Genomic DNA, 16,945 nt, shown 5'->3' on the forward strand with positions numbered 1-16,945 from the left:
ATTGTTATGAGTTACAAATATATCTACGAAGCAACTTTACTGCCAGATACGGAAACCTATGTCACGCGAGATGCAGACTCCCAACTCTATGCTGCTTTGAAAGAGGGAAAATATTGTCATGTTTTTAACTCTCGTAAAACTGGGAAATCAAGTTTACGAGTGCAAGTAATGAATCGGTTAAAAGCAGAGCAAATTCACTGTATTTTCATTGATGTTTCTCCCAGTGGTAGTCAGTCAAGTTCACCCGATAAGTGGTATAATGGGATTTTACTTAAACTCAATGAAGAATTATCACCCAGCGTTAATTTAAAACAATGGAATAATGAATATGACTGGCTATTACCGATAGACCGATTGAGTGAGTTTGTCAAAACTGTATTGTTAAAAAATCTACCGAATCAAATTATTATTTTTATTGATGAAATTGATAGACTACTCAGTTTAGATTCTATTAGAGATGACTTTTTTGCCTATATTCGCTCTTGCTATAATCTAAGAGCCGATAATCTCGCTTATCAACGTCTTACTTTTTGTTTGTTGGGAGTCGCTACTCCTTCAGATTTAATCAAAGATACAACTCGAACACCTTATAATATCGGTCAGGCCATCGAACTCAAAGGCTTTACCCCAAAAGAAGCCGCACCCGTCTTAACCAAAGGTTTAGAGGGGAAATTCGGCAACAATTCCACTGCAATATTAGAACAAATCATCAAATTAACAGGCGGTCAACCATTCCTCACCCAAAAACTCTGTCAGCGGGTGCTCGAATACGCTGAAATTGACAAGCCAAATATTGATGAAATTGCCCAAACTTATATTATTGATAATTGGGAAGCTCAAGATAATCCTGAACTCTTGAGGACAATTCGCAATCGCCTCATCTCTGAACAAGTCCAAAATCGCAGCGGTCGCCTCCTCAGTATCTACCAACAAATCCTCACCAATGGCCAAATCCCCGCCGACAACTCCCCCGACCAAATGGAATTACAACTCACAGGCCTAGTAGTCAAAGATAACGGACACCTGAAAGTTTACAACCCAATTTACAAAGAAGTCTTCAACCTCAACTGGGTACAACAGCAACTCGCCAACCTCCGACCCTATCAAGAAAACTTCCAGGCCTGGATAGAATCTGACAAAAAAGATGACTCCCGACTCCTACGTGGCGAATCCTTAACTGAGGCATTAAACTGGAAAGAAGGCAAAAGATTAAGCGATGATGATACGGCTTTCTTCGATGCGAGTCAACGCTACCAAATAGAAATACTCAGACAAGCGGAAGCCAAAGCCAAAGAGATCATTAAAGCCGCCCAAGAAGGCACTAAAATAGAAAGAGCAGGCGTTCAAGCATTGCGGCGCTTTAATACAAAAACAGGACAATTTCAAGCACTCCGCGAGGCAAAAAAAGCCGGCGAAGATTTACAAAAGTTACTGGAAACGTGGGAAAACTTAGTAAAAGATAACTCCGAACTGGCAGCCGATTCTCCCGCCGCCAGTCCCCTTTTAGCCTTGCAAACAATTCTGAGTAAAATTCGAGAACGCCACACTTTCATCGGCCATAATGACAGCTTAATTAGTGTGAGTTTGAGTGCCGATGGCAAGTTTCTGGCTACGGGTTCATACGACAACACGGCGAAACTGTGGTCAACAGAAACCAGCGCAGCACTCCACATCTTCACCGGCCATACTGGCTGGGTAACGAGTGTGAGTTTGAGTGCCGATGGCAAGTTTCTGGCTACGGGTTCAGCCGACTACACGGCGAAACTGTGGTCAACAGAAACCAGCGCAGCCCTCGACACCTTCACCGGCCATACTGACAGCGTAACGAGTGTAAGTTTGAGTGCCGATGGCAAGTTTCTGGCTACGGGTTCAGACGACAACACGGCGAAATTGTGGTCAACAGAAACCAGCGCAGCCCTCGACACCTTCACCGGCCATACTGACAGCGTAACGAGTGTGAGTTTGAGTGCCGATGGCAAGTTTCTGGCTACGGGTTCAGCCGACAACACGGCGAAACTGTCGTCAACAGAAACCAAAGAATTACTCCACACCTTCACCGGCCATACTAACAGCGTAACAAGTGTGAGTTTGAGTGCCGATGGCAAGTTTCTGGCTACGGGTTCAGCCTACTACACGATACTGTGGTCAATCGAAACTCTACCCAAAATCCACACTTTCACAGACCATACTGGCTGGGTAACGAGTGTGAGTTTGAGCGGCGATGGCAAGTTTCTGGCTACGGGTTCAGAGGGCAACACGGCGAAACTGTGGTCAACAGAAACCAAAGAATTACTCCACACCTTCACTGGTCATAATAACTGTATATGTAGTGTGAGTTTGAGTGGCGATGGTAAGTTTCTGGCTACGGGTTCAGCCGACTACAAGGCGAAACTGTGGTCAACAAAAATCAGCGCGGCACTCCACACCTTCACCAGCCATACTAACCCGGTAAGGAGTGTCAGTTTCAGTAGCGATGGGAAATATCTAGCTACCGGTTCAGACGACAAAACGGCGAAACTGTGGTCAATAGAAACTCTAACCGAAATCCACACCTTCACCGGCCATACTAACTCGGTAAGGAGTGTCAGTTTTAGTCCCGATGGGAAATATCTAGCTACCGGTTCATGGGACAAAACGGCGAAACTGTGGTCAATAGAAACTCTAGCCGAAATCCACACCTTCACTGGCCATACTAACCCGGTATCGAGTGTCAGTTTCAATAGCGATGGCAAATATCTAGCTACGGGTTCATACGACAACACGGCGAAACTGTGGTCAATAGAAACTCTAGCCGAAATCCACAGCTTCACCGGCCATACTGACTGGGTAACGAGTGTCAGTTTTAGTCCGGATGGCAAATATCTAGCTACGGTTTCAGAATACTCTATAGCGAAACTGTGGTCAATAGAAACTCTAGCCGAAATTCACACCTTCACCGGCCATACTAACCTGGTATCGAGTATCAGTTTTAGTAGCGATGGCAAATATCTAGCTACCGGTTCAGACGACAATACGGCGAAACTGTGGTCAATCGAAACTAAAGCTGAAATCCACACCTTCACCGGCCATACTGACTCGGTAACGAGTGTCAGTTTCAGTAGCGATGGCAAATATCTAGCTACGGGTTCATTCGACAATACGGCGAAACTGTGGGATTTATCAGGTAATTTAATTGCAGATTTTATTGGCTATGAGGATAGGTGGCAATTTATTGAAATAGAAAGTCGAGTATTTAGTGTTTGTTTTAGCCCAGATGGTAAGTATTTAGCGGCCGGTTATGGTGACGGTGTAGTTAGATTATGGCCGATAGAAAACTTAAACCAATTATTAGCAAGAGCAAGGGAATGGTTGCAGTTAGATTAGATACAAACTCAGATTTTAATACCGATAAAAAACTCTACATTAAAGAATCTTAGCTTGAACGATCGCTAAAGCCGATCGCAACGCCTCAAACCAGTTCTCCATCAGGTGAATTTGTGGCGACACACCCCCATCTTCCACCTGAGACAATTTGTTGCTTGTAGAAAAACGTTGCAACTGAAGTTTTTAATGCGGCGCTGAACCTGTCCGGGTGTCACCACAATCCACAGATAGCCTTATCGTACTGGAGTTCTCCCAAAAGGAAGAGAGACAATAGAAAAATCTCATATTTTCTTCCGCTTTTTTTCCACCTAAAGATATATAACCAAAGATTTAACTTGCCTTTAAACTAAAGTTAACCAAGTTCACTCACCATCGTTATAGCTGAGGGCAAAAAATTTGCTTGTATGTTGAGCTAGCTTAGATTTAGCTCAAAGCAAGCTTAGCCAAATCTTCAATTACTCTGCCCTGGGTGTGAACCAAAGTTTAAGTAAAAGTTAAAAATTAGGTTCATGAAATTTACCCTTTCTCTCTCTCCCTGGACAGTTAGCCGCTTCCTGATCCAAGTAATCTTAGGTCTTGCCTTACTCTCCATTGTTGGGCAATTGATGCTTTATTTCCTACCCGAACACCCGTTTATAACTTACTTTGCAAATGCCTTCAATTTAGATAGCGAACGTAATATTCCTACGCTTTACTCGGCTTCTACATTGCTGTTTTGTGCAATCTTACTAGGCGCGATCGCCTATGCTAAAAATTTAGAAAATGCTCGGTATACGCGCCACTGGATGATTTTATCGGCTATATTTTTTTATCTCTGTGTGGACGAAGCCAAACAATTACACGAGAAATTAATTGACCCGATGCAATCTTTACTTAACGCCAGCGGCTTTCTTTTATTTACTTGGGTTGTTCCCGCCGCCGTTTTTTTAGCGATATTCGGGTTGTATTATCTGAAATTTATCGCTCACCTTCCTATCAAGTTCAAAAAGTTATTTTTGATGGCAGGGGTTGTCTACGTTGGAGGAGCCTTGGGTATGGAATTACTTGGGGGATACGAGGCTTCTGTGAATGGGATAGAGAGCATAATCTACAAAATCTTAGCGACTATTGAGGAGGTTTTAGAGATGCTAGGCATCGTTATCTTTATCCACGCTTTGCACTCTTACATTATCCTATCATTAAATGAGTTGATTCTCGAAGTTACCCTAGAGGATGCTACTCAGATTTTCGCCAGAAAAATGAGGACTGCAACACTTACTCCTGAGAGTTATACACAAGACGTAACTTAGTCGCAGTATACTCAAGACCGTTATTCCCCCATCAAAAAATAAAGACAATTTGAATCTGCCAGGTTGTATCCTGACGAAGAATTTCAATTTGACTAATAAACTCTCGAAAGTAGAATCGGCGCTCTGATTCTGACAAATCTAGCCAGAATTGCGGTAGAGAAACAGCTTGAGCAATTGAGCGCAAATTCACAGGCGGAAGCTGTGCGAGTTTGCTTTGCAGTTCGGAAATTTCTGTACGCAGTTTATAACTTCGCAATTCTGCGGTTTCTACATCTAAAACCCCCTCTTCAGTCAAAATAGGTAATCGATCGATAATTTCTTGCTTAGCTGCGATCTCGCTCATAATTCCTCCTTTAATTCCCTCCATATCTGGCATTGTTAATTCTGCTACAGCTAAGGGCAAATCTCGACAAATTACCTCAATAGTTTGTGATAATATCTTCTCATAAGATAAGGCTTTACACTTAGGTTTTTGAGGACAGCTAATCGGTCGCAAATAAAGATATTCTTGGTCTTTGCGATGGGATGTAACTTTAGCAACTGTCATCGCTGAATCGCACTCTTTACAAACTACTAAACCCGCCAAAGAACGGGGGGCGCTAGCAGTGCGGGGAGGGAGCCTCTGATTGCGGCGCAGAAGACGGTCTATTTGGGCCGCTTCTTCTCTGGAAATAATCGGAATATGAGTATTAGAAATTACCTGGTCGTTTTGATATTCTAAATCGCCTCGGTAGACGGGATTTGTCAACCAGCGGCGACCCGTGCTGACAGAGATTTTCTTGCCGTACTTCTTGGCTAAATAACGAACAGAACCCCGCAAGGAACCATAGAGCAAAAAGTGTTCAAAAAAGTCTTTAACGGCTGGTGCAGCGCTGCGATCGACAGTATAGCGGTCTTTTCCGCGCCGATATCCATAGGGCGCTTTTCCGGGAGGTGGAAGAGCTTTAATCCGGTTTCTAGCGTGTCCTTTGCGAATGCTACGGCTGTGTTGACTCTGTTGAATTTCGTTAAGTAATTTGAGTAGATCGGTAATAGTTGAAACTTGACTATTAGCTGTTTTTCCCTCTATAATTAACTGAATACCGAGAGCTTCAATTTGGGAGAGGCGATCGCAGACTTGCTGCACAGTATCGCCCAGTTCTTCCACACGCTGAATTAATAGATATTCTGGTGGTTCTGATTGGCAGTCTTTTAAGAGTTGTTGCAGTTGTTCGCGTCCCCCTAAATCTTGATAGATGCGCTCGACTTCCCTTTCCCAAATTGATGCTGGCGGTGCTATTTCAAGTAGAGGATCGCTATAGGAATAAGCAATTATTTTCATTATTCGCTGAGTTCAATTATGTTACCATCGGGGTCTTGAGTAAACAAAGCATTGCGACCTGATGCACTCATTTGTATGGGGCAATTGTGGGCAATCAATTGTTCTTTAGCTTGGTTTAAATTCGCAACTGAAAATGCTAGATGTCGGTTGCGCCCCCATTTTTCAGAATCTCCGCGATCGTCTATAATTGTTGACGCGGCTAGTAGATGGATTTGGAAGTTGCCAATTTGATACCATGCACCCGGAAATTTTAAATCTCTGTCAACTTTGGAGAGGTTTAAGACAGTTCCATAAAAAAAATCTGATTTTTCTAGGTTACTAACAACTATGGCAGCGTGGAGAAATTGAGTAATTTGCATAATTATTAAATTGGTAATTGGTAATTGGTAATTGGTACTTGGTAATTGGTAATTGGTAATTGGTAATTGGTAATTGCTAATCGCTAATCGCTAATTACCCATCTCCCCTGCTCCCCCTCTTTCCCTAGTCCCTAGTCCCTAGCCCCTAGTCCCTTCTTCTATAATTGCTAATAGTTTAAAGCTTTAGACTTTTGCTTAACAGTCGATCCTTCTTGAATTGGGTGTACCGGAATTTCAATCCAGAACTCTGTCCCTTCTCCTGGTTGCGACTCGCAGCGGAGCGATCCTTGGTGATTTTCTACTAAAATTTGGCGACTAATAGATAATCCCAATCCCGTTCCTTTCCCTATTTGCTTAGTTGTAAAAAATTGGTCAAATACCCGCGATTTTACTTCTAGGGGTATTCCAGGCCCATTATCAGCAATTCGGACTGTCACATAATCGGGATGGCTAACTTCAGTGCGAATCCGAATTGTCGGCATAATTTGCCCTGCTATTTCTTCCCGATTTCCCATTCCTTCTTCCAAAGCATCAATGGCATTGCTAAGAATATTCATAAACACTTGATTTAGCTGTCCTGCATAGCACGTAACCATTGGCAAATCAGCATAATCTTTTACTATTTCAATCATTGGCCGTTTCGGGTGAGCTTTCAGGCGATTTTGCAAAATTAATAGGGTAGTGTCAATCCCTTCATGCAAATCTACCTGTTTCATTTCAGTATCATCTGTTCGTGAAAAATTACGCAAAGACATTACAATCTGCCGAATCCTATCGGCTCCAATTTGCATAGAACATAGGACTTTCGGTAAATCTTCAATTAGAAAATCTAGGTCAACATCTTTAATATGCTGTTGAATTTCAGGAGTGGGTTCGGAATAGTATTCGCGATAGAGTTCGAGCAAGTGCAGCAAATCTTGGGTATAAACTTCGGCATGGCTAAGATTGCCATAAATGAAACTGACGGGGTTATTAATTTCGTGGGCGACGCTGGCGACTAATTGCCCCAGTGAAGACATTTTTTCGCTGTGTAATAGTTTAGCTTGAGCTTGTTTGAGTCCGATAAGTGCTTTCTCAAGTTCAGCAGCTTGTGCTTCCGCTTGAGTAGTGGCAGCACAACTTTCTTGATAAAGTTCGAGGTGCTTGATATCCATTTCCAATTGTTCGGATTCACTCTCGTGTTGATATTGAGTGACGACTGCATCCAATGATTCTAATAACTGACCATAAGCAGCGGTGACAATGTAGTTTAAATGGGGATTATTTGGTTCCAATTCTATATCGGGGGATTGTACTAAATCTCTGACTTTAGTAATATAATCGCGTACTTGTGTGTCTAAATTCCAAGGTGGCTCAAAATACATTGCTTTGACTGCATTTGAACTCTGACCTGGTAAATTCATGCTACGATCGCCGTTAATTAAGCCATTGTGTGACTTTTCCATAAGATTAATGGCATCGAGCAAGTCGGCACGCAGTTTTACCCTAACCGCCGGAACTTGAGAGCAAACTAACTTTAAAGACAGAAAGGCTATTCGCTGGGAAAGCATCCGCTGCCTACCGCTAATATTCACAACAGCCGCACTAATTTTGCGGGCAGCCCAGATGTCATCTAAATTAAAGTATTTAGTGAATTCTAACATAAGTAATAGTTTGAGATGCCATAAATTTTTAGAGTTCATAATAATGTAATGTTTTTCTACCCTGTTAAACATTTTGTACAATGATATCCTGAAAACATATTTTTAGTTGCTCGTTCCGATCAAACGGTATCGTTAATCACAATTTTTTACTGTAAATAGCTTGACTTGCAGTGAGGGCGAAAGCTATCACTGCAAGAATTATTAAACCGTTTGCTACGAACATTTGTTTAAAAGAAATCTGGCAGCCAAGGTTGAGGGCCCGCAAATATCAGAGTAGCTAGATTGAGTGCCTCATCCTCTCCTTCTTTCTTCTGCTTAGAACTCTCCACAAATTGCACAATAATCCTAATTCTCCAAATTATTGATACAATCTGTATTGTTGAGTTAACTTCAAAAGATCGACCTCATGCCTTTGGCTGATGCTATTGACGTTAAGTCGATCATGTGCTAAGCGTTGGCTGCTCTATACTAAATCTACGATCGCTTCCTACTACCTTGTTGTCATTTCAGGGTTTGTAAATAATCTTGCTGTCATGTCCGGGTTTGTAAATAATTGTAACTATAAAATACTCTCAAAGATTAAACTTTATTGCAAACTAGAAACATAAGGAGAGTCCTGTGATACCTTCAATGGTGGTCTGAAAACGACGCAGCATAAGGGAAGGAGAACACTTTGAACTCGCAGTTGACAGAATATCCGGCTTGCTCATTGCGTGAAGATGTCAGTGAGTACGTGGCTCATCTACAACTTCACATGACTTTACAGGCTCGTAACTTAGTCCCCAATATTACGCAGGCTAAAGATAGCCGCGAACATCTGTTGCAACAGACTCAAGCTCATTTTGAGAAACGGGTGTCTCGACAAGCTCTTTAGCTGGTGAATTTTTCTCTCTTTGCGATCGCGATTTCCAAAATTTACGCGATCGCTTCTCACTTTGGGGGAGTATGCTTTTTGGCAGATTTTCGCTAATATTCCTTGGAAGTGGCTTAAATCTAATTTATATGCGTACTCCAACAGTTATAGTTTTGACTTTAGCGACCTTGATGGGAAGCGGGTTAACGAATGGGGGTTTAGCGATCGCTCAATCCTCAGCCCTCGAACCAAAAGCCAGCCATCCGCCGACAGCGACAGCCGAAATGCCGACAACTCTGACCAAGGCTTTGGTCGGAAAGGCAAGATGCCTCTCCCACAAGAAAATTAGCTCTTGTGAAACAGGTAAGATGGCTGTTGCTGAGATTGATACAAAATATCCAAGCACTATTAAAAACCAGACGGTTGAAACCGCATCTGCACAGGCACAACCCGCCGACGCGGGTTGTAAAATTATAGATCCCTCTTCAGTCCGCGCAGGCGGACTTGGTTTGTGTAGCCGCGAATTCTATTCGCCCAGGCTTGGCGGACTGATTGAGAATAATGTAGAGACGGTAACGATCGCAGCAAAAAAAGCTCTGCCTAAAGATTTTAAATCCGCGATCGCGACACCAGCCCAAAACATCGCCAGCCCCATTCCCTCACTCTCCAGCAGCCAAAGCGCCCAACCCTTCAACAGTAGCGCCCAAGAACTTGGCGGTAGCGTACAAATGAGTATAGATGAGGGAGCGATCGCTCAAGATGTCATCGCTCAAGATGTCGAAGGCGCTTATGTCAGAGAAGTACAAGTCCGCTTCGTCAACTCCAAAGGCGAAGCAGTAGATAAACAAGGCAACCCAATTCAGGGGCGGATTTCAGAAGATTTCATCCGCAGCGAAATCCAACTCAAAGCCGGGGACAATTACAGTCAGGAAGCAGTCCGCAGAGATTTGCAGCAGTTGCGGCAATTGGCTTTATTTTCCAAGGTCACAGTTTCTACAGTACAAGTCGGTACTGATGTCGATGTCATCTACAACGTCACAGAAGGTCAGCCCCGCAGTTTTAACTTTGGTGGCGGTTATAGCGATGACCTTGGGGTGTTTGTAATTTTGGGAGTTCGGCAAATAATCGGCCGCAGCCAGCGGGTATCAGTCCTTTTCCAGCCTAGCCTGCGAGACTTTGAGTACGATCTGCGGTTCACGAGTCCCTATCTGGCTAGCGAAAACCGTTTGGGTTACAGCTTTGGAACTTTTCGCGATCGCCGGAGTTCGGACATTTTTGACAAAGATGTTAATTTACCCGACGACAACAAAGTTCGGGAAATCAGGATGGGCGGCAATGTCAATTTCACCCGACCGATTGGCGATTGGCAAGGGACTCTGGGATTGAACTATACCAGCATCAGCACGCGCGATCGCAATTTGAGGATTGCCCGCCGCGATGAAGAAGGAAATCCTCTGACTTTAAGCGGCACGGGGGTTGACGAATTATATACTGTGTCCTTGGCTTTCACCCGCGACTGGCGCAACAATCCCTTTAACCCCACTAGCGGCTCAATTTTGACTTTGAGTACAGAACAGTCAATTCCTCTGGGGCGGGGGAATATCACCATGAATCGGTTATTAGCTAATTACATACAATACGTACCTATACAATTGATAGGTCGAGGCGATCCCCAAGCTTTACCCGAAATGTTTGCCTTTAACTTGCAAGCGGGTACGATCGTGGGCGACTTCCCACCCACAGAAGCTTTCCGTCTCGGTGGTAGCAGTTCTGTGCGGGCTTACACATCGGGAGCTCTTGGCACTGGCCGCAGCTACGTTTTAGCCTCCGGCGAGTATCGCTTCCCCATCAGGAGTAATATCGGCGGCGTAATATTTGTCGATTTTGCCTCAGATTTAGGTTCTGGCGACAGCGTATTGGGAGAACCAGCCATTGTCCGGGACAAGCCTGGGACGGGTGCGGGGGCTGGGGTAGGAGTACGAGTGCGATCGCCTTTTGGGTTAATTCGCTTCGATATCGGAGTTAGCGATCGCGGCGGCGTAAGATTCCTCTTAGGTACCGGTCAACGGTTTTAAATTGTTAGTTGTTAGTTGTTAGTTGTTAATGGTTAGTTGTTAGTAGTCTTAGCCTAGAAACCGGGCTTCTGCCGTGCATTTCGACAAACGTTCGACTAAACGGACGGTTGAATGTTCTGGCTAAAATCTATCCAGTTACAGCTCTTATTAACGCTGAGGTTTCTTGAGTTTAGAATCTTTAGGTTTTGCCGTTGATTTCGCTGGATAATACCTAAATTTACTAAGAGCAGCACTTGCCGATTTAGCAACATTTGGATCTGTATCTCGCAGAGCTTGTTGCAGAAAAGGGATCGCTTTATCAGACTTAATTGCCCCTAAAGCTTCCACCGCAGATAGGCGTACCTGCGGCTCCAAATCTCTACTCAACTTTCCTAGTATTGGTATTGCCTGCTGCAATTCCGATCTTGAACCGTTAGCAGCAGCAATTTTACTTAAAGCTGCTGCTGTTAACTTGCGAATATTACCGCTTTGATGACGGGAGTACCCGATTAACTGAGGAACAAAACTGATTTGGCGGGAATCTCCCCAAGCTATAATTTTATTATCTAATTCCTGAACTAATGCTTTAGCCGTGAAGTTCAATGTTGGGACTTTCTGCTCTTCAATTTCCGGCTCCAAAGGGACAGAATAAGTAGGAGTTACCGTCTCTAATTGTGGTGATTCCACAAACTCAGGTGTTGCCGTCTCTGAGGGCTGTGATTCCCAAGCTGGATTTTGTTGTCCTAACTGACTTTCATAATGGTTTTGTAACATCCTGACCGTTTGTTGCGTATAACCTTCATGGGTTTGCAACTCCTCATTGGCATTTTTTAACTGAGTTTCATAATGTTCTTGCAGTAGTCTGGTATTTCCCTGCATCTGAGCTTCGTGAGCTTGGGATTCTGCTGCGGCTAATCTTAAATCATTTTCGTATTCCTCTTGCAGCAGATTGATAGCTGATTGTTTCTGAGCTTCATAAGTTCTAGCTAATTCTTCAGCAGCTTGCATTAATTGAGTTTCGTATTGTGCTTGCAATTCGCTGATAGTTGCCTGCATCTGAGCTTCGCGAGCCTGTAATTCTTCAGTGGTTTGTTTTAACTCGCTCTGATGTCTATCTTGCAGAGATTCTATGGCTGATTGCATCCTGTCTTCATAGGTTTTCTGCAATTCATCAGTGATTTGGACTAACTGAATATTGTGTTGCTCTTGTAAGGATTGTATCGTTTCCTGTAGCCGTGAATTATGAACTTGCTCTAATTCTTCTGTAACTTGTCGGAGGCGGTTTTCCTCTCCCGCTTGTAGGGATTTGATAGTTTCTTGCATCCGAGACTGGTGGGTTCTTTCCATGTCCTCAGATATTCTGCGATTTTGCTCGCTTTGGTTTTGCTTTTGCTGCTGCAATCTCTTTTCCACCAACCAGTAGGCAACTGCCAATCCCGCCAAAAAACTTATGAGTGCTGCTATTACTAAAATCATCGGTGAAAACCCTCCAGTTTGAAGTGCGCCTGCTTTTCTGTTTAACTAATGATACAGTATTGAAGAGATGGCAAAGTATAAAAATTGCTAAACTGCTACCTCTCCAAAGCCACTTCGCAGTCGTGTCTCAATGGAACACCCATTACCAACTCCCACCACTCGCGCCCATGTTTTTGTTTCGGGAACTGTTCAAGGTGTTGGCTATCGTTACTCAACTATGAATTATGCCAAGCGATTTGGCGTGAATGGTTGGGTACGAAATCTTGCCGACGGCAGGGTAGAAGCTGTGTTTGAAGGAAGTATAGAAGCCGTACAATCGATGATTTCCTGGTGTTGCACTGGGCCGATGGGTGCTGTAGTTAAAGATGTGGCGATTGAGTATGAAGAACCGGAGGGAGATCGCCGATTTGAAATTCGCCGTTTCTAACTGTAATGACTTCAAATAATCGGGCAACTTTACTCAAATCTTTGTCTCCCGGTGCTATTTCTAAACCGCTGGAAAGGTCAATGCCGCTAGGTTGAAGTTGTTTGAGGGCAGCTAATATATTATCAGGAGTTAAACCGCCAGCAAGTAGCCAAGGACAACTCGGTTGAAACTGTTTTAAACTCGTCCAATCTATGGTTTTACCCGTACCGCCTAGCTGGTTAGGATGATAAGCATCTAACAGTAAGGTATTAACATGAGCGGCGTAAATAGCGGCTTTCTCTAAAGTTTCAGGTGTTTTTACTCTCAAAGCTTTGATAATTTCAACTCCTGGTAAAAACTGCTGGAGGCGATCGCAAAATTCTGGGCTTTCATCTCCATGCAACTGCACCCCATTTAATTGAGCCCGATCGACTACTTGACAGATTATTTCTAGTGTGGTATTAGCAAACACCCCGATGCGATCGACATTCTGGGGTAACTGCTCGACGATCGCCCGAATCAGCTCTGGCTGAATATACCTGGGGGATGCTGGCACACAGATAAATCCCAAAGCCCCCGCCCCTAGCTGCGCGATCGCTTGCCCTTGCTCTAGCTTCGTAATCCCACAAATTTTGACTCGCACGATCGCACCTCTCTGCCGGCTTTGTATCAAAATATAAACTTATTGTTAACTATTAAAACAAATTTTAGTTTGTGGCTAAGCACTATTTATAATCTTTGCATTCAATTAGTCCCAGCAAGCAGCCATCCAGACAGCCTGTTTGGGAGTTGATATAGCATTGGTTCTTGTCAGAGAGTCCATTTTTCATGGATTTTCAGAATGTAGGTACCAACGACTAAACTCACATTCCTTTCTAAGTTTATCAAAGGAGATTAGGAACTTGATTTACTCTGCTTTACTTTTGGCCGTCGGTCAATCTACTACACCCCATACACCAGAATGGTCTCTCGGTGTAGGGCTAGTAATGATTCTTGCCAATCTATTCGCGATCGCGATCGGTTACTATGGCATTTCCAAGAACAACCGAGGAAAAGGCCCAGCTTTACCCGTTGACCTACCAGGTATGTTCACAGGATTTGGCGTACCTGAGTTATTAGCAACAGCAAGCTTTGGTCACATCCTGGGAGCCGGAGTTATCTTAGGTTTAGGCAACGCTGGAGTCCTCTAAATCGTCCAGAAATTAACAATTAAAAATTAGAAAGCCGGAAATCGATCGGCAAGTTTTAATTGTGAATTCGACGTTTCAGAACTTACCCATAATGTAACGCCGCCGTCCCGAAGGTTCAAAAACCGGGTAATTCGGTGGCGTTATAAATAGTTCAAAAATTATGTTAACATCAATTCCATCAATTTTGATTCTCGAAACTTGTAAAATTTAGTCAACTTATCAAGAAAAAGCCAAAATGCAAAAATACGTCTGTACAATTTGCGCCTATGTCTACGATCCAGAACTAGGCGACCCCGATGGCGGTATCGCCCCTGGAACGCCGTTTGAAGATATTCCCGACGATTGGGTTTGTCCGATTTGCGGTGCGCTAAAATCAGATTTTGAACCAGAATAAACGAGAAACAATGTGTCCGATAAATTTCTGCGAGTTATAGTAGTGGGCGGAGGTGCCGCAGGGTTTTTCGGAGCGATCGCAGCAGCCAAAGCTCACCCCCAAACTCGCATCACTTTACTAGAAGCAGGGCGGGAACTCCTCGCCAAAGTTCGTATTTCTGGTGGTGGACGTTGTAACGTAACTCATGCCTGCTTCGACCCAGGAATTTTAGTACAAAATTACCCCAGAGGCGGCAAAGCTCTGCGGGGTGCTTTTACTCGGTTTCAACCCCGCGATACAGTAGAATGGTTTGCCAGTCATGGCATCAAACTAAAAACAGAAGCAGATGGCCGGATGTTTCCTACCACAGACGATTCTGCAACAATAGTTAATAGTTTAATCCAGGCTGCTAAAGATGCAGGCGTAGAAATTTGCACCGGTGTTGCTGCGGTTTCCATTAAAAGATTAATACCAGATTTTGCTCCTCCTAAACCCTTACAAATAGAGGCTGAACTAGCAGATAAATTATCTGTTTCCGATCGGTTCCCCATCTCTAATCCCCATTCCCCTTCCTTTGAAATTGAATTGAGATCGGGGGAAAAGTTGAAAGGCGATCGCATTCTGCTGGCCACTGGTAGCAGTCCTTCTGGTTTCAAATGGGCGCAAAATTTAGGTCACACCATCCAACCCCCAGTACCATCTCTATTTACTTTTAACATTTCTGATATTCGCCTCCAAGATTTAGCAGGCGTTTCCGTTGGTAATGTTCGCGTACAATTACCCGCAGCAAAATTAGAACAAACCGGCCCAATACTAATTACTCATTGGGGTTTAAGCGGCCCTGCGGTACTAAAACTATCCGCTTGGGGTGCCAGATTTTTGCACGAGTGTGGCTATCAAACCTCATTGTTAATTAATTGGCTTCCCCAGTATAACCCAGACGTTTTGCGGCAACAATTGCTAGCAGTTAAATCGCAGTTATCCAGAAGATCGATCGCCACTAGCTGTCCCCTTCCCATCCCCCGCCGTCTCTGGGAACATTTAACGGTTGCTGTTGGCATTGATAGCGAAAAACGCTGGTCAGAACTATCAAACAAAAGCCTTAATCAACTGATTCAAGAACTCAGCCAAGGTGAATATAAAATTAAAGGAAAAGGTGCATTTAAAGAAGAATTTGTTACTTGCGGCGGGGTTAACTTAAAAGAAGTTGATTTTAAAACAATGGAAAGTCGCTGCTGTCCCGGCCTTTACTTTGCTGGGGAAATCTTAGATATCGATGGTGTGACAGGGGGGTTTAATTTCCAAAGTGCTTGGACAACAGCATGGTTAGCCGGTCAAGCGATCGGCAAGTAGAATAAGTAGAAATAGAGCAACCACCAAGGTTGTTAGGAATCAGGGGCTAGGGAAGAAGGGCAAGAAGAGAAAGGAGGGAAACATAAGGAATCCGAGGAAAAAACCATCTTTTTTAGGCGATTAGAAATCGCGGCTAAACAAGCTAAGTCCGCATAGGTGGACTCAAAGAAAAGCGGGTAATAAACCCCAATTTGCTATCAAAAGTCCGCAGTCAGGAGCAAAAAATATGGTCACGATTAAAGTTCCCCAAATATCCTTTACACCTCCTACATTTACTTCTGTTAAGGAAGAACGCCTCCACCGCAAGCAGCGTTTAGCAGCCGCCTTCCGTCTATTTGGTCGCTTCGGGTTCAGCGAAGGTATCGCAGGCCACATCACAGCCCGCGATCCTGAATACCATGACCATTTCTGGGTCAATCCTTTAGGAATGCACTTCAGTTTAATCCGCGCCAGCGACTTGATTTTAGTCAACCCCACAGGTGAAGTGGTTGAGGGCAGCAAACCTGTCAACCAGGCTGCTTTTACCATCCACTCCCAAATTCACGCCGCCCGTCCCGATGTTATTGCCGCAGCCCACGCGCACTCCCCCTACGGCAAAAGCTGGTCTAGTCTTGGTCGCCTCCTCGATCCCCTTACTCAAGATGCTTGTGCTTTTTACGAAGACCACGCCTTATTTGATGACTACACCGGAGTCGTGCTCGCAATTGACGAAGCCAAACGTATTGCCCAAAATTTAGGCGACAAGAAAGCGGCGATCCTCCGCAATCATGGACTGATTACTGTTGGTCACTCAGTAGATGAGGCTGCATGGTGGTTTATTACAATGGAGCGTTCTTGTCACGCGCAATTAATGGCCGAAGCTGCTGGCAAGCCGATTTTGATTGAGCCAGAATGTGCCCGTTTGACCCATAAACAGGTTGGTTCGCATCAACTTGGGTGGTTTAGTTTTCAACCACTGTATGATTTGATTGTGTCGAAAGAAGCGGATTTGCTACAGTAACAGCGATCTTAATATCAAACAAAACAAAGCCCCTGTCTGAGTATCAGAAAGAGGCATTGTAGAATAAAATCCCTGGCATCGAGCTATTTTCCCAGGCAGTGACCCACCAAGTATCTTCGCCACAGCAGCGTTTAACATCCGAGTTCGGGATGGAATCGGTGTGGTTCCACCGCGTCATAAACACCAGGAAAAGCTGTAAGGGTATAAGAGCCCTGAAGACTGCAAAGAAACAAGTCATCATCAAATCAAAGTCAGAGGTCAAGCC

Annotated in this window: 14 protein-coding genes and 1 rRNA gene; 9 read left to right on the forward strand and 6 right to left on the reverse strand. The window is 44.0% G+C overall.

What is annotated here, in order from left to right:
- Positions 1 to 6 precede the first annotated feature (6 nt).
- Both PN499_RS00635 and PN499_RS00640 read left to right on the forward strand, forming a co-directional pair.
- The gene (locus PN499_RS00635) at positions 7 to 3,363 is read left to right on the forward strand and encodes a WD40 domain-containing protein (protein ID WP_272029652.1); all 3,357 of its coding nucleotides are present in this window, start codon (positions 7 to 9) and stop codon (positions 3,361 to 3,363) included.
- A 509-nt stretch (positions 3,364 to 3,872) separates the two neighbouring features.
- Positions 3,873 to 4,652, forward strand: coding sequence for a hypothetical protein (locus tag PN499_RS00640; protein ID WP_272029653.1), 780 nt, complete (start codon positions 3,873 to 3,875; stop codon positions 4,650 to 4,652).
- Positions 4,653 to 4,683: 31 nt separating this feature from the next.
- On the opposite strand, the gene PN499_RS00645 is transcribed toward PN499_RS00640, so the two are convergent.
- The 3 genes from PN499_RS00645 to PN499_RS00655 all read right to left on the reverse strand — a co-directional run bounded on the left by PN499_RS00645 (position 4,684) and on the right by PN499_RS00655 (position 7,975).
- Positions 4,684 to 5,973 (reverse strand): recombinase family protein, encoded by a 1,290-nt coding sequence (locus tag PN499_RS00645; RefSeq protein WP_272029654.1) that lies wholly within the window; start codon positions 5,971 to 5,973, stop codon positions 4,684 to 4,686.
- Entirely contained in the window at positions 5,973 to 6,332 is a 360-nt protein-coding gene (locus tag PN499_RS00650; RefSeq protein WP_272029655.1) for a VOC family protein, read from the reverse strand. The genes PN499_RS00645 and PN499_RS00650 overlap by 1 nt, the downstream gene beginning before the upstream one ends.
- 167 nt (positions 6,333 to 6,499) lie before the next feature.
- Positions 6,500 to 7,975: an ATP-binding protein gene (locus PN499_RS00655; protein WP_272029656.1), complete on the reverse strand. Its 1,476-nt coding sequence runs from the start codon at positions 7,973 to 7,975 to the stop codon at positions 6,500 to 6,502.
- A 673-nt stretch (positions 7,976 to 8,648) separates the two neighbouring features.
- On the opposite strand from PN499_RS00655, the gene PN499_RS00660 reads away from it, so the two are divergent.
- Positions 8,649 to 8,849, forward strand: coding sequence for a hypothetical protein (locus tag PN499_RS00660; protein WP_007353165.1), 201 nt, complete (start codon positions 8,649 to 8,651; stop codon positions 8,847 to 8,849).
- Positions 8,850 to 8,977: 128 nt separating this feature from the next.
- Positions 8,978 to 10,903 carry a BamA/OMP85 family outer membrane protein gene (locus PN499_RS00665; protein WP_272029657.1) on the forward strand — a complete coding sequence of 642 codons (1,926 nt, stop codon included), beginning with the start codon at positions 8,978 to 8,980 and terminating at the stop codon, positions 10,901 to 10,903.
- A 147-nt stretch (positions 10,904 to 11,050) separates the two neighbouring features.
- Here the strand turns inward: PN499_RS00665 and PN499_RS00670 are convergent, their stop codons facing one another.
- Positions 11,051 to 12,358: a HEAT repeat domain-containing protein gene (locus PN499_RS00670; RefSeq protein WP_272029658.1), complete on the reverse strand. Its 1,308-nt coding sequence runs from the start codon at positions 12,356 to 12,358 to the stop codon at positions 11,051 to 11,053.
- 130 nt (positions 12,359 to 12,488) lie between these two features.
- Here PN499_RS00670 and PN499_RS00675 point away from each other — a divergent pair, with 130 nt between their 5' ends.
- The gene (locus PN499_RS00675; protein ID WP_272029659.1) at positions 12,489 to 12,785 is read left to right on the forward strand and encodes an acylphosphatase; all 297 of its coding nucleotides are present in this window, start codon (positions 12,489 to 12,491) and stop codon (positions 12,783 to 12,785) included.
- Here the strand turns inward: PN499_RS00675 and PN499_RS00680 are convergent.
- Positions 12,718 to 13,407, reverse strand: coding sequence for a phosphoribosylanthranilate isomerase (locus tag PN499_RS00680; protein WP_272029664.1), 690 nt, complete (start codon positions 13,405 to 13,407; stop codon positions 12,718 to 12,720). The genes PN499_RS00675 and PN499_RS00680 overlap by 68 nt on opposite strands.
- Positions 13,408 to 13,666: 259 nt before the next feature.
- On the opposite strand from PN499_RS00680, the gene psaK reads away from it, so the two are divergent.
- The 4 genes from psaK to PN499_RS00700 all read left to right on the forward strand — a co-directional run bounded on the left by psaK (position 13,667) and on the right by PN499_RS00700 (position 16,680).
- Positions 13,667 to 13,954, forward strand: a complete 288-nt coding sequence (psaK, locus tag PN499_RS00685) for a photosystem I reaction center subunit PsaK (protein ID WP_007353160.1) — start codon at positions 13,667 to 13,669, stop codon at positions 13,952 to 13,954.
- A 235-nt stretch (positions 13,955 to 14,189) separates the two neighbouring features.
- On the forward strand, positions 14,190 to 14,348 hold the full coding sequence (gene rd / locus PN499_RS00690; RefSeq protein ID WP_272029660.1) for a rubredoxin: 159 nt from the start codon (positions 14,190 to 14,192) through the stop codon (positions 14,346 to 14,348).
- A gap of 12 nt (positions 14,349 to 14,360) precedes the next feature.
- Positions 14,361 to 15,680 (forward strand): BaiN/RdsA family NAD(P)/FAD-dependent oxidoreductase, encoded by a 1,320-nt coding sequence (locus PN499_RS00695; protein WP_272029661.1) that lies wholly within the window; start codon positions 14,361 to 14,363, stop codon positions 15,678 to 15,680.
- Between the two features lie 226 nt (positions 15,681 to 15,906).
- Positions 15,907 to 16,680 (forward strand): class II aldolase/adducin family protein, encoded by a 774-nt coding sequence (locus tag PN499_RS00700; protein WP_272029662.1) that lies wholly within the window; start codon positions 15,907 to 15,909, stop codon positions 16,678 to 16,680.
- A gap of 70 nt (positions 16,681 to 16,750) precedes the next feature.
- Here the strand turns inward: PN499_RS00700 and rrf are convergent.
- Positions 16,751 to 16,868: ribosomal RNA gene (gene rrf / locus PN499_RS00705) — 5S ribosomal RNA — on the reverse strand.
- Positions 16,869 to 16,945 lie beyond the last annotated feature (77 nt).

Source organism: Kamptonema animale CS-326 (genome assembly GCF_028330895.1).
In the GTDB taxonomy this organism is placed as follows: domain Bacteria; phylum Cyanobacteriota; class Cyanobacteriia; order Cyanobacteriales; family Microcoleaceae; genus Kamptonema; species Kamptonema formosum.

Excerpts from the sequence above, each read along its gene's own strand:
- PN499_RS00635 (WP_272029652.1), top strand. The coding sequence starts at position 7 with ATGAGTTACAAATATATCTACGAAGCAACTTTACTGCCAGATACGGAA.
- PN499_RS00640 (WP_272029653.1), top strand. The coding sequence starts at position 3,873 with ATGAAATTTACCCTTTCTCTCTCTCCCTGGACAGTTAGCCGCTTCCTG.
- PN499_RS00645 (WP_272029654.1), bottom strand. The coding sequence starts at position 5,973 with ATGAAAATAATTGCTTATTCCTATAGCGATCCTCTACTTGAAATAGCA.
- PN499_RS00650 (WP_272029655.1), bottom strand. The coding sequence starts at position 6,332 with ATGCAAATTACTCAATTTCTCCACGCTGCCATAGTTGTTAGTAACCTA.
- PN499_RS00655 (WP_272029656.1), bottom strand. The coding sequence starts at position 7,975 with ATGTTAGAATTCACTAAATACTTTAATTTAGATGACATCTGGGCTGCC.
- PN499_RS00665 (WP_272029657.1), top strand. The coding sequence starts at position 8,978 with ATGCGTACTCCAACAGTTATAGTTTTGACTTTAGCGACCTTGATGGGA.
- PN499_RS00670 (WP_272029658.1), bottom strand. The coding sequence starts at position 12,358 with ATGATTTTAGTAATAGCAGCACTCATAAGTTTTTTGGCGGGATTGGCA.
- PN499_RS00675 (WP_272029659.1), top strand. The coding sequence starts at position 12,489 with ATGGAACACCCATTACCAACTCCCACCACTCGCGCCCATGTTTTTGTT.
- rd (WP_272029660.1), top strand. The coding sequence starts at position 14,190 with ATGCAAAAATACGTCTGTACAATTTGCGCCTATGTCTACGATCCAGAA.
- PN499_RS00700 (WP_272029662.1), top strand. The coding sequence starts at position 15,907 with ATGGTCACGATTAAAGTTCCCCAAATATCCTTTACACCTCCTACATTT.